Origin of the sequence: Chitinophaga fulva (assembly GCF_012927205.1) — a bacterium.
GTDB classification, from domain to species: domain Bacteria; phylum Bacteroidota; class Bacteroidia; order Chitinophagales; family Chitinophagaceae; genus Chitinophaga; species Chitinophaga fulva.
The window spans coordinates 1,238,835-1,251,210 of the sequence record NZ_JABBGC010000003.1; the positions used below are offsets into that span (position 1 = coordinate 1,238,835).

10 protein-coding genes are annotated in these 12,376 nt (G+C 48.3%); 5 read left to right on the top strand and 5 right to left on the bottom strand.

Annotated features, from left to right (window positions below; translation table 11 throughout):
* Positions 1–5: 5 nt before the first annotated feature.
* The 5 genes from HHL17_RS28350 to HHL17_RS28370 are packed head-to-tail and all read left to right on the top strand — an operon-like array spanning position 6 to position 3,719.
* The gene (locus HHL17_RS28350) at positions 6–575 is read left to right on the top strand and encodes a hypothetical protein (protein WP_206156197.1); all 570 of its coding nucleotides are present in this window, start codon (positions 6–8) and stop codon (positions 573–575) included.
* Between the two features lies 1 nt (position 576).
* Positions 577–1,014 (top strand): nitrous oxide reductase accessory protein NosL, encoded by a 438-nt coding sequence (locus HHL17_RS28355; RefSeq protein ID WP_169228192.1) that lies wholly within the window; start codon positions 577–579, stop codon positions 1,012–1,014.
* A gap of 5 nt (positions 1,015–1,019) precedes the next feature.
* Positions 1,020–2,249, top strand: a complete 1,230-nt coding sequence (locus HHL17_RS28360; protein ID WP_169228193.1) for a nitrous oxide reductase family maturation protein NosD — start codon at positions 1,020–1,022, stop codon at positions 2,247–2,249.
* Positions 2,246–2,968 (top strand): ABC transporter ATP-binding protein, encoded by a 723-nt coding sequence (locus HHL17_RS28365; RefSeq protein WP_169228194.1) that lies wholly within the window; start codon positions 2,246–2,248, stop codon positions 2,966–2,968. The genes HHL17_RS28360 and HHL17_RS28365 overlap by 4 nt, the downstream gene beginning before the upstream one ends.
* On the top strand, positions 2,952–3,719 hold the full coding sequence (locus tag HHL17_RS28370; protein WP_169228195.1) for an ABC transporter permease subunit: 768 nt from the start codon (positions 2,952–2,954) through the stop codon (positions 3,717–3,719). The genes HHL17_RS28365 and HHL17_RS28370 overlap by 17 nt, the downstream gene beginning before the upstream one ends.
* A 40-nt stretch (positions 3,720–3,759) precedes the next feature.
* On the opposite strand, the gene HHL17_RS28375 is transcribed toward HHL17_RS28370, so the two are convergent.
* The 5 genes from HHL17_RS28375 to HHL17_RS28395 all read right to left on the bottom strand — a co-directional run bounded on the left by HHL17_RS28375 (position 3,760) and on the right by HHL17_RS28395 (position 11,938).
* Complete coding sequence (locus HHL17_RS28375) at positions 3,760–5,241, bottom strand: TlpA family protein disulfide reductase (protein ID WP_169228196.1); 1,482 nt, start codon at positions 5,239–5,241, stop codon at positions 3,760–3,762.
* Positions 5,242–5,265: 24 nt separating this feature from the next.
* Positions 5,266–6,594 carry a RagB/SusD family nutrient uptake outer membrane protein gene (locus tag HHL17_RS28380; RefSeq protein ID WP_169228197.1) on the bottom strand — a complete coding sequence of 443 codons (1,329 nt, stop codon included), beginning with the start codon at positions 6,592–6,594 and terminating at the stop codon, positions 5,266–5,268.
* A gap of 8 nt (positions 6,595–6,602) precedes the next feature.
* Positions 6,603–10,151, bottom strand: coding sequence for a SusC/RagA family TonB-linked outer membrane protein (locus HHL17_RS28385; protein WP_169228198.1), 3,549 nt, complete (start codon positions 10,149–10,151; stop codon positions 6,603–6,605).
* Positions 10,152–10,184: 33 nt separating this feature from the next.
* The gene (locus tag HHL17_RS28390; protein WP_169228199.1) at positions 10,185–11,213 is read right to left on the bottom strand and encodes a FecR domain-containing protein; all 1,029 of its coding nucleotides are present in this window, start codon (positions 11,211–11,213) and stop codon (positions 10,185–10,187) included.
* Positions 11,214–11,341: 128 nt separating this feature from the next.
* A complete protein-coding gene (locus tag HHL17_RS28395) occupies positions 11,342–11,938 on the bottom strand; it encodes an RNA polymerase sigma factor (protein WP_169228200.1) in 597 nt (198 codons plus the stop codon).
* Positions 11,939–12,376: the final 438 nt, after the last annotated feature.

Genomic DNA, 12,376 nt, shown 5'->3' on the forward strand with positions numbered 1-12,376 from the left:
GAACTATGAAAAAATTATCACAGGCAGGCCTCATGAGCATCCCGATCGTCATCATCTGTCTCGCTACCCTCTGGTTCTTTCCCATGTGGCGGATAGACATGCGTGCGCCACAGTATCCGGATGGCCTGTCTATGCAGATATGGATCAATGACGTAAAAGGAGATGTACCGATCATCAATGGCCTGAACCACTACATCGGCATGAAGACCATCCACAAGGAAGACTTCCTCGAGTTCGTGTTCATGCCCATTTCCATTGGCCTGTTTATGGCTGCGGGCGTATTGATCATGGTGCTGAAAAAGAAAATACTGTACTACACCTGGACCGGTATCTTCCTGTTCATCGCGCTGTTGTCTTTTGGAGACTTCTACCGGTGGGAATACAACTATGGCCACCAGCTGGACCCGAACGCGCCGATAAAGGTGCCTGGTATGTCTTACCAACCGCCGCTGATCGGGTATAAGAAGTTATTGAATTTCGAAGTGCTCTCCCAGCCCGATATCGCCGGATGGTGCTACATCGCCAGCGGCCTGATACTCGTGGGCATTACCTACTATGAATGGAAAAAGAAATGATATGAAACACAATACCCTGATCTTCCTGGTTAGCTTTTTTGCCCTGCAACTGGCCTGCCGGCCAGCATTTGAGCCGATAGACTTTGGTCATGACGCCTGTGCGCACTGTAAAATGACGATTATAGATAAACGTTATGCCGCCGAACTGATCACACCTAAAGGCAGGGCTTATAAATTCGACGATATCGTTTGCCTGCTGCAATATAACGCCGCCAATCCGCCAGCCAATGGCACCCGTTTTCTTGTGACTAACTACAGCGATTCCAATCACCCTTTCACCGATGCACAAAAAGCCATCTACCTGCACAGCGAATCTTTCAAGACACCGATGAACGGCCAATGCGCCGCCTTCACCGACGAAAAAACCGCTATCCCGCATAAAGACAACCTGGAGCAACGATTATTAAAATGGGAAGATCTTACCCGGCTAAATCCATAAACATCATGAAATATGCATGGATATTGTCATGGCTGCTACTGGCCGCGTGGAGCACGCAGGCAGCCACCCTCGTGGTGAAGCCAGGCCCTGATGCATTGCGCAAAGCCATCAGCAGTGCACGCCCCGGCGATACGCTGCTGGTACAACCCGGCTTTTACCGGGAACACAGCATACAGGTAGACCGGCGCCTCATCATCACAGGCACCGGCATGCCGGTCATTGATGCGGAATACAAACACCCGGGCTTCCTCATCACCGCCGACAGCGTGATCATGCAAGGGCTGCAAATACAACATACAGGACGCTCTTCCATATCAGACATCGCCGGCATCCGCGTCAGTAATGCCAGTCATGTTACCCTCCGCAACAACAAGATACTGGACTGCACCTACGGCATCTATCTTCAGAATGCCCAACACTGCCTCCTTGAAGGCAACACCGTACATTCCGGCATCAAAAATGAAATCAACGGCGGCAACGGCATCCATGCCTGGAAATGCGATGCGTTGCAAATCAACAGCAACAGCATATCCGGCCACCGCGATGGCATCTACTTCGAATTTGTGACCAATTCCGGCATAGAAGGCAACCTCTCCGCCAACAATCAGCGCTATGGCCTGCACTTTATGTTTTCCCACCACGACACCTATATGAAAAATATTTTCCGGGAAAACGGCGCCGGCGTGGCCGTCATGTACACCCGCGAAGTGACCATGACCGACAACACTTTTATACAAAACTGGGGAGACGCTTCCTACGGCCTGTTGCTGAAAGAAATCACAGACAGCCATATCACACATAACCGCTTCATCAAAAACACCATTGGTATCCACATGGAAGGCACCACCCGCGTCTCTGTACAGCGTAACCTGTTCCAGGACAACGGCTGGGCCATCCGTGTGATGGCCAGTTCCAGCGGCAGCCAGTTTACCGGCAACAACTTCATCGGCAACTCTTTCGATGTGGCCACCAACGGTACCCTCATGCTCAACGAGTTTCACCGCAACTACTGGGATAAATACGACGGCTACGATCTCAACAGGGACCAGGTGGGCGATGTGCCACACTATCCCGTCAGCGTATACGCCGTGATATCAGAAAAAATACCTTCTGCCATGATCCTGTACCGCAGCTTCCTCACCAGCATCATGGAACAGGTGGAGAAAGTAATGCCCAGCATCATACCTGATCAGCTAAAAGATGATCAGCCATTAATGAAAAAACTGGAACTATGATCCGAATCAATCATCTCACAAAATCATTCAAAAAATTCAGGGCACTGGATGATATTAACCTGCAACTGGAACGTGGTCAGACCATCTCCCTGCTGGGGCCTAACGGTTCCGGCAAAACGACCCTGATCAAATCCATCCTCGGGCTTGTTATCCCGGAGAAAGGCAGTATTCATATTAACGGCCAGGAAATCCGCAGTCACTGGAGCTACCGTTCCAAGATCGGTTACATGCCACAGATAGGCCGCTATCCCGAAAACATGACCATCCGGCAGGTGCTGGCCATGCTACGGGAAGTGCGGAGAGACTGCAAACAATATGATGAAGAACTGATACATCAGTTTGATCTTCCTTCCTTCGATCATAAACTGATGCGTAACCTCTCCGGTGGCACCCGGCAGAAAGTGAGTGCCTGCCTCGCTTTCCTCTTCTCGCCCGATATCCTGATACTCGACGAGCCTACCGCAGGTCTCGACCCTGTAGCCAGCGAAATACTGAAAGACAAAATCGCACGGGAACGGGCCAACGGAAAACTGGTGCTCATCACCTCCCATGTGCTCAGTGACCTCGATGAAATCACCAGTCATGTGGTATACCTGCAGGAAGGAAAACTGATCTGTTTCAAAACAGTGGAAGAACTGAAAGAATCAACCGGTCAACATCAACTGAACAAAGTGATCGCGGCCATGATGCAAACACATCTACATGAAAACAATTATTAAATACGTGCTGATAGACCTGTTAAAAAACAGGACCATACTGATATACACCCTCGTGCTGGCTGTGCTGACCATCAGCGTGACCGGCATGAGCGACAACATGTCCAAAGGCATGTTGAGCCTGCTCAATATCACCCTGCTGTTTGTGCCTATCATCAGCATTCTATTCTCCACCATTTACTTTTTTAATTCGGCGGAATTCACCGAACTGCTGCTGGCACAGCCCATACGCCGCAAATCCATGCTGCTGGCTTCTTACACGGGCATATCCACCGCACTGGGACTGGCGTACCTGGCCGGTGTAGGCGTCACCGTATGTGTGCTGTACAATAGTCTTGCTGCGATAGCCCTTGTCATCAGCGGGGTGTTGCTTACGCTCATCTTCTCTGCATTGGCGCTGCTCATCTTTGTAGTATTCAAAGATAAAACCAGGGGTATTGGCGCAGCTATTATCACCGCGTTGTTTTTTACGTTGTTGTTTGATGGGTTATTACTTGCCTTTATTTACTCTTTCAGTGATTATCCGATAGATCAGCCGCTACTGGCTTTTATTTCACTGAACCCGGTGGACCTGGCGCGGATACTGGTATTGCTGCAACTGGACGCAGCTGTGATGATGGGTTATTCCGGGGCTTTGTTTAAAAAGTTTATGGGGTCTGCCATGGGGACTATTTATACAACGGCGTGTATGTTATGCTGGATGATTATTCCGCTAATATTGGCAGTGAGGATTTTCAGAAAGAAAGATATCTAAAAAACGGGGGCCGCTTATTCGCTGCGGCCCCCGTACACTTTTATAGCAAACTACTAAGTTGTTCCTGTAATTTCGGGTCTGATGGCCGCTTTGCTCTGGCCGAAACTATTTTGCCGTCCGGCCCTATCAATATAAACCTTGGGATAGCATTGATGTTAAAGTTTTTGATGAAGTCAGAATTGAAGTCGTCATCGGTGATCAATTGTTCTCCTTTTAATTGTTTTTCTTTCACAAAATCCAGCCACTTTCCTTTATCAGACTGTCTGTCTACCGACAAGCTGATGAAGTGTATGTTTTTCCCGGCAAATTTTTCCTCAATGGAGGTCAAAAAGGGGATTTCTCTTTTGCAAGGGCCGCACCAGGTGGCCCATACATCGATGTAGACGTATTTCCCTTTCAGGCTGCTCAGCTTCACTTTCGCACCGTGGTTGTTTTCAAATTCAAAGTCCGGCGCCGGTTGGTTATCGCCGTATTTTTTGAAGTTCTTATATATGTCGCTGACATTTTTTTTGTAGACGTCATTGTTCGACTGCGCGATAAATTTCTTATATATGGTATCTATTTCCCTGACATCGTCGCTCATTTTGATGACGCTGGATGCCTGAACATATTGATAGTACTCGCGAATGAAAGGGGAGGTTATTTTAGTGTCTACCACCCGCGCCTTCAGCACGGCCATCTCTTTGCCGGCCATCAACTCTTTCTGGTATTCGGCGTACATGATGTTGGTAATCTTGCCGTCGAGCACATCACGGTAAGAAGCCACATTGCGGAACCATTCTTCGTTGTTCATGTCCCAACCATCATACATCATCGAATCGAGTTCTTTTTTCTCTTCTTTGGTCAGTTTTTTCAGATGCATTTCATCGAAAGCTTTTCTGAACTTAACATGCGACATCGTATCTTTTGGATTAGGCGGTATTTCCAGCAGTTTTTGAAACGCGATACGTTTTACAGAATCCACCCCGTAGTTGATCCACCAGTCCTGTGTGATGTTTTTTATCCGGAAATTTACGGCAGCATTTTGCAATCCGATAAAATAAGGGTTACCTGATTTTTCCATCGTTTTAGCTGCAGCTTGTTGCCAGGCATTCATTTTCTGCCGGAATTCAGGCAGGCTCAACATATAAAAAGAATAGAGATAGTCCCCTTTGCTCATGGGCACATAGTCTTTCAACTGGTTCCCTGCTTCCCTGATCAGGTTATTCTCCATACTGCCTTTCCCTTTGAAGCGATAGTCATCGCCTTCGGGGATAATTTCGAGCGTGTAGCCGGGTTCGAGATAGACCTGGCCGATCTCTTCGAGCTGATAAATGCCTTTGGGCAGCTTACCGGTGGCAAACGAAAAATTGCCGGCCTTATCTACCGGTACTTCTAATGTTTCCATTCCCGGCTGTGTAAACTTTAGGCTTGTTTCCTGATTGGGCAGTAGTTTACCGCTGATTTTCGCCTGACTGAACGACGGAAAAGCCGCAGCAATGGCGGCCATGCTCAGTACAGAATTTTTTAACCAAGGTTTCATAAAATGGCGTTTTATTGGCTTAGGTTAGTTAATAGATATACTAGGATTAAATTTTCTTACTCGCGCCGGTATCTGAAACGTATAGTGTCTGCTGTTAGGTTCGAGGACAGTGATCACCGCGCCTGTTTCCCTGTTCACCCGTTTGATGGCCGGCATTCTGCCATCACGGTCAAGACGTTTCATATCCATCCAGCGTTGGCCACTGAAGGCCAGTTCCCGGCGGCGTTCCGCCAGCACAATATCCAGGGCTTCCTCCTGTGTGGCCGCAGAGGAAGGCGTATAGTTATCCTTTTCAAAGCGTGTTTTACGGAGAAAGTTTACAAAATCCATGGCGGCAGGTATGTTTCCTTTTCTAGCTGCTACCTCCGCACGGGTCAGGTATAATTCCGGGAAAGTAATGCCGAAGTTGGCAGACCCGTTTGCAATTGTCCTGACAACTCCCTCCTGAGTATTTTCTGTCAGGTAACTATATCGCAGATCTCCTTCACGGAATAAACTTCGTAATGTATCGGAATACAACATACCGCTGGGTATCATATAATTGTCGCACCCCCTTTGCCATAGGACCTCAGGATTAAAATCGTTAACAGGAAAATCGTTCGAGCTTTCAAAATTGTTGTAATTCAGCAGCTCGTGCCTTGCTTTGAGGGCACTGTCGGCAAACCTGTCCGCTTCTCCATAATTGCCAATATACAGATAAATCCGTGATAACATGCCGCAGGCTGCATATTTCGTACAGCGGTAACGGTTAATATTCTGTTCCGGCAACATGGTAACGGCCAGTTGCAGATCATGGATAACAGAATCCAGCGTGGTTTGTACTGAAGAGCGTTGCGGAATCTGTGTTGTCACATTCGTGCTCGTTACCAACGGCAGGCCTGGATCACTGTTGGCAGTGGCGGGGTTGTATGCTTTGGCAAAGGCCGTCAACATATTAAAGTAAGCCTCTGCTCTTGCCGCCATGCCTTCTCCCAGTATCTGTCTGCGTTGCTGCTCACTGCTTTCGGTGGCTTTCATCACGTTGTTGATGATGACGTTGGCACGATAAATAATCTCATAACCGCTTCCCCATATGGCAGGACTGATCTGGTCATTGACATCAATATTCGGTTGCCAGTAATAAGCATTGGCCTGCATACTTTTTTCCTGTTCGTTGTACACACCATAATAATCATCTGTGCAATACATCAGGGCCTCAGGAAAACTGAGCATCATCTTTTGCGAATTCAGCAGCCCTTCAAAATCCGTCAGTTTTTCCGGGATGATAACCCCTTTGGGTTTTACATCCAGGAACTTATTGCACGCGCTGCTGCATACTGTTATCAGTGCTATGGTCCATATTTTCTTCATCATCAACAGTATTAGAAGTTAGTGTAGAAAGAAACGCTATAAAATGGTTCCACCGGCAGGCCGCGACTGCCCGACTCCCGGTCCATGGCTTCGGGATCGATATCATTTCCGCTGAAGGTATAGCGGAACATATTCTGTGCCTGTAACCGAAGCTGGGTACGGCTCAATCCACTCCGTTGCAGGAAAGCCGATTTGATGTTATAAGTCAGTATCAGATCGCGAAGCCGGATATAATCTGCCTTGCGGACAAATTTGTCGGCATAGGAGTAACCATACACGGCGGTATAGTTAAATTCACCGGGCTGATTGTTTTTCGGGAAACCGGGTATATCGGTATGTATTTCATCTCCGGGCTTTTTCCAGAAGTTGGCTGCTCCCTGTAACGGATAGCCCAGAACGATGTCATAAGGGGAAGGTTGTTCCACTCTCATCACATGGCCACCATAATACATGAAGAGAAAGGACAGGTCGAAGCAGCCCAGCGAAAACTGGTTATTCAGACCCAGTACATATTTAGGGGTGGTAGTACCGTTGAAAATCAAATCTTCAAAACTGACATCCACGATATCATCACCCGATCTGTTCATGACTTTCTTCTCATTGTTGCGATTGTATACAAATGGTTGTCCCAGTTCATTGAGCCCACCGTAGCGATAGCTGAACAATGGATTCATCACATACCCTTCCCGTAGCTGCTGTCCGATCACTAAATCATACGATGCCTCGCTTTCAGCGGACATTACTTTCAGCACCTTGTTACGATTGAAGGAAGCTGTCAGTTGTGTTTGCCAGTTGAAATGCCGGTTTTTGATGTTAATACTGTTTATCATCAGTTCCAGGCCATTGTTGCTGATGGACGCTGTATTGGCATTATAGGTATTAAAGCCTGTGGTGGGATCGGAAGACATAGCGCCGAATACATCTTCCGTTCTTTTGTTGTAGATATCCACGGTTCCGGAAATGCGATTATTAAACAGTGCATAGTCGAGCCCCACGTTAAAATTGCGGGTAGTCTCCCAACGGATCGACTGGTTTTCCGGTGACAATATATCGTTGAAGGTCACTGCCTCTACCGGTACCACATTCACGCCCGGACTCAGCAACAAAAACGGGCCGCTGGTACTGGAGGGAACATTCCCGTTAAACCCTGTGGCCACCCGTAACTGAAGATTATTGATCCAGCTGACGGATTTCAGGAAATTCTCCTCATGCATGCGCCAGCTGACGCCGGCAGACCACAACGGTTTATTTTTATAGGCAGGGTCAGCGCCAAACAGATTGGATTGATCGATACGGAAACTCCCTGTAGCAATATATTTGTTGAGATAGATGTAGGTCGCCTGCGCATAGTACGACATAAATCTTCTGTCAAGACTGGTTTCCTTGAAATAATCTTCAGGAAAAAAAGAGGACGCAGCCCGGCCGGTTTCCGGGAAAGCCGGCGTAATATAGGAGCTCAGCGCCTGTACATTAATGGGTTTGCTGATCAGCGACTGGCCATCGTATCCAAAATAGGAACTTCTCACACCGGATTCAGTCCGTTTCCGTTGCTCAATACCGGCTATAGCTGAGATATTATGTCTGTCGCCACCAAAGTCCTTATTGACATTTAACTGACCACGGACAGTATAGGAAATACCTCTTACATTACTCAGCGTATAGATATCACCCTGTGGAATATCGATAAACAGCGGCTTTCCGGTAATCGGGTCTTTCTTTGCCCGTGTATTGATCAGTTTACGGACCGTGTAAGCATCATCTGTAGCCAATACACTGGTAGTAGCCAGCTGATTTTCATAAGCACCGCCCAGGTCCAGCGAGAGCCAGCTGGTGAGCACCGTATTGAGGCGGCCCTGCAGGCGTAGGGCAGACAAGTTGATCTTATTGGTATTGGCAAACAGTTCTCCGTAAGGATAATACAACTGATCATACAGGCCGAGGGCTTTTATCTTCTCGTTTCCGGCAGCAGTGGGGTATAAATTAGCATTCCGGCGGGGACCCAAAACAGAAGCAATAGCATTTCCCTGTTCGTCAGTAAAACGTTGATGCGGCGGTACGTCCGTATAGGGTGCAACCCTGCCGCTTTTGTTCACACTGTTGTTATACACTGCACGAAAATCGAAGGAGAAGCGGTCTGATAATTTATACGTATTGGCGAAATTCAGCACGAAACGTTGGTTATCCGAGCGCCTTTCCACAGGCGTTTCCCCCATATAGTTGAGACCGAGGAGATAGGTACTTTTTTCGCTACCGCCGCTTACATCAAAATCCACCTGGCGGGCAGTCCTTGTCTGGTAAAAGAGGCGTTTATAATCAGTGAGATTATTGTAGCTGGCTATTCCTGCGATCTGGCGGTCGGCCTCGCCGGCTGTCATAGTGCCTTCCTTCACGCGGAACAGCAGATCATATACCGGATCAAGCGGCGCACCAGGAAGATTATCCCGGCGGGAATAATTAGTAAGGTCTACCCGGTCTCTCATCAGCTGCACATACTCCTTTGAGCCGATGTAGTTCAAATATCCGAAATCCGGTTTAGCCTGCATGGCATAGGTCGCCCGCAGGCTAAAAACCGGTTTTCCGCTTTTGCCCCTCTTCGTTTCGATAACAATTACACCGTTAGATGCCTGTACACCGTAGATAGCAGCTGCTGCGGCATCGCGCAGCACCGATACCGAGATGATATCATTGGGGTTGATGGTGCTGATATCTATCTCGGTCGGAAATCCGTCTACCACTATCAGCGGGCGTTTTACCGCATCGAAAGTGGATACGCCCCTGATGGAGAGGTCGCGGGAGATGCTGTTGTACACCAGTCCCGGGATTTTACCTTCCAGGTTTTCCAGGAAGTTACCGGTAATGGCTGTACGTTGGTCATAATCCTTTGCAGACATGGCGGTAGCTGCTCCGGAGAGTTGTGATTTTTCAATTTTCTGATAGCCGGTGGACACGATGGCGATCTCTTTCAACAAGCTGGTAGACGCTTGCATGGTAATAGGGTACCATGAGCCATTTTTTCGGGAGATGTCAATATGCACGGGTTGCCAGCCGATGGCAGTCGCATCCAGGACTGTTTCCTGTGGGCCTACCCGAAGCGTAAAGTCGCCCTCGTTGTTGGTGGCCGCGGCATAACGGCCGGCCCGGAGCGTAACACCGGCCAGTGGCTCGTTGTAGTTGCTCAACACTTTACCTCGTACCTGCCGCATGGAGTCACCGGGGAAAGGGGTATCATCCGCCGGTTCCAGCTGTTCCGCATGACCGTTCTTTTTGTTTTTCCGCGCCACAATCGTATAGTGGTTTTTATCCACATACAGGAACAGCAAATCATGGGGATAGAGGATGGATTTCAACACCTCCTCCACCGGTTTGTTTTTCAGGTCTGTAAGATCGGCGGTCGTAGTTTTATTGGCCAGCAGGGATGCTTCATATACGAAACGGGTACCAAGAGTAGCCGAAACTTTGTCCAGCGCCTCGATCAGCGACATTTTTTTTTGCGCCGCGGCGGACCACGAGATCAGAGACAGCAACAGCAGGAAACTACAAAGGAGTAGCATTTTTCTCATCGAAAGGGAATGGTTAACGTTTTTTCTACAATACTATTTACCAGGCCTGAACAGCAGCGTACTGTCTGTTTTATTGACATCTATCTCCACATCAAGCATATTGGACAGTATATACAATAGTGTTTCAGTATTCTTTAATGGCAGGACACCATTGATTTTCCGGTTAGCGATAGCCGTATCCGTCAGCACCACCTTGTATCCGTAAGTATCTTCCAGTACGTGTATGATATCTTTTACTGCCGTATTATGCAATACCATTTTATTGTCCATCCAGGCAGCCGCAGCATCCGCATCACCCGGATGTTTGATGAGCAGGCGCTCCTGTTGGTGGTATTCCGTTTCTTCCCCGGGTTTCATAACGAGGCCCTCCGCTTTGTTGGCGCCTACTTTAACGGCCCCGTTTTTCAGGAACACGGTCGTAACACCGCGACGGTCCTTTACATTAAAGGTAGTACCGAGCACTTCGATGTCCAGCTGTCCGATGTGCACGAGGAAACGTTCGCCAGCTTTCAGCGGCAGATGATCTTTCTTCAGGTGCTGTACCTCAAAGTAAGCTTCCCCATCGAGCCACACCTCCCGCAGGCTGTTTTTACGCCAGTGCCGGGCATAGCGCAGGCTGGAGTTGCCGTTGAGCGTCACCACGGAAGCATCTTCCAGCACGACCTGCTTTTTTGTTCCGTAGGCAGCGTACACCGTCTGCGTGCCTGTATAACGATAGAAGAAATATCCCGCGCCGGCGCCAATCAGCAGCAGGCATACAGCCGCAGCGGCCACCCATCGGCGCAGCCCCAAGCGGCGCACCGGTGTAGCGTTGGCGGTATCTATCGACTGTGAAATACGGTCCCATACCTCCTGCTCCGTCCCCGGCCGGGCATTGACCCTTTCAGCGGACAACAGGTGGCGCAACAGGAACACCGCCTTCCTGAACTCCCGGATATTAGGCGGTTGCTGCTGTATCCAATCTTCCCAAAAGCGTATTACGACAGCGTCCTCCCCCTTCACGTAAGCAAGTAAGGAGGCATCTTCCAGGAAGTCGTTCTTATCAAAATGATGATAGTCCAATACCTTTCTCTTTTAATTTTTTGACATACCAGGCATATAGGACAGCCACAACAACAGAAAACACCCCACGCTTTTTACAATTTTTTTTATTTTTTTTCAGACCGTGGGAAACAGGTGGCAAAGAATAATCAGGCTTTGTGCTGTGCCAGCAATATCAGCAAGGCAGACATGGATATGTTCAGTATACCCCGCAGCGCATCAATCGCACGGGCATATAGTTTATAGGCCGCTTTGACAGTAATTCCCATGACAGCGGAAATATCTTCGTATTCCATTTCTTCATAGAAGCGCAGGTAAATGATCTCCTTCTGACGGGCGCTTAGTTTTTCCAGCGCCTCCAGCAGCTGTTTCGACTGCAGCCCTGCCGCCTCTTTTTTCACATAGGCCGATTCGGCCGAGAACGTCAACCGGAAATCATGGTGCGCCTCATACGGTATCACCCTACGGACTCCTGCCGGTTTCAGTTTATTGTAAATGCCTCCCCGGAGGGCTATCAGCAGATACAGACGCGGGTCACGGGCTTCCTGTAAGGTACTGCGGTTCGTCCAGAGTTTCACAAACAAGTCCTGGATACAGTCCTTTACCAACTCCTCCTGGTCATGCAGCCGCACCCCATATTCATACAACACCGGAAAATAATGCCGGTAGAGGGCCGACAAAGCGTCTTTATCCCCTCCCAGGAAAGATTTCCACCATGTTATAGGTTCAGCTGCCAGTTCGTTCATGATAAGCGGGTCATTGTTAAAGGTGTCTCATTGCAGCCGGCTTCCGCGTTTGGCAGGAAATGGTCAAATGGACATGGCGAATTTACATTATGTGAGGGAAAGTTTTAGAAGGATGTGAAAATAGTATCAAAAATGGGTTCTTTGAGGTTGTATTATTTATTTTTAAATATTTATAACTATTTAATCTGCATGCTGTTACAGGGGCATTGTTGTGGTATCCTCCGCGTATCCTTTAGGTATCCTATACGTATTCCTGTGTCAGACCGGTATCATGCCAATTACAAACAGGTACTTTTTTACCAGTAGGGATTGGTCTAGTCCTATTATAGGTTTACACCCAAGGTTAAAAAATCCTGTTTAAGGTTTACCTTGACGTTCTTTAATCCTGGATATTGTTTACATAGTGGAGAGAACGTCCTGTTTCTCGTTTACAGCCCG

Coding starts and splice junctions, on each gene's coding strand:
- HHL17_RS28350 (WP_206156197.1), top strand. CDS start 6: ATGAAAAAATTATCACAGGCAGGCCTCATGAGCATCCCGATCGTCATC.
- HHL17_RS28355 (WP_169228192.1), top strand. CDS start 577: ATGAAACACAATACCCTGATCTTCCTGGTTAGCTTTTTTGCCCTGCAA.
- HHL17_RS28360 (WP_169228193.1), top strand. CDS start 1,020: ATGAAATATGCATGGATATTGTCATGGCTGCTACTGGCCGCGTGGAGC.
- HHL17_RS28365 (WP_169228194.1), top strand. CDS start 2,246: ATGATCCGAATCAATCATCTCACAAAATCATTCAAAAAATTCAGGGCA.
- HHL17_RS28370 (WP_169228195.1), top strand. CDS start 2,952: ATGAAAACAATTATTAAATACGTGCTGATAGACCTGTTAAAAAACAGG.
- HHL17_RS28375 (WP_169228196.1), bottom strand. CDS start 5,241: ATGAAACCTTGGTTAAAAAATTCTGTACTGAGCATGGCCGCCATTGCT.
- HHL17_RS28380 (WP_169228197.1), bottom strand. CDS start 6,594: ATGATGAAGAAAATATGGACCATAGCACTGATAACAGTATGCAGCAGC.
- HHL17_RS28385 (WP_169228198.1), bottom strand. CDS start 10,151: ATGAGAAAAATGCTACTCCTTTGTAGTTTCCTGCTGTTGCTGTCTCTG.
- HHL17_RS28395 (WP_169228200.1), bottom strand. CDS start 11,938: ATGAACGAACTGGCAGCTGAACCTATAACATGGTGGAAATCTTTCCTG.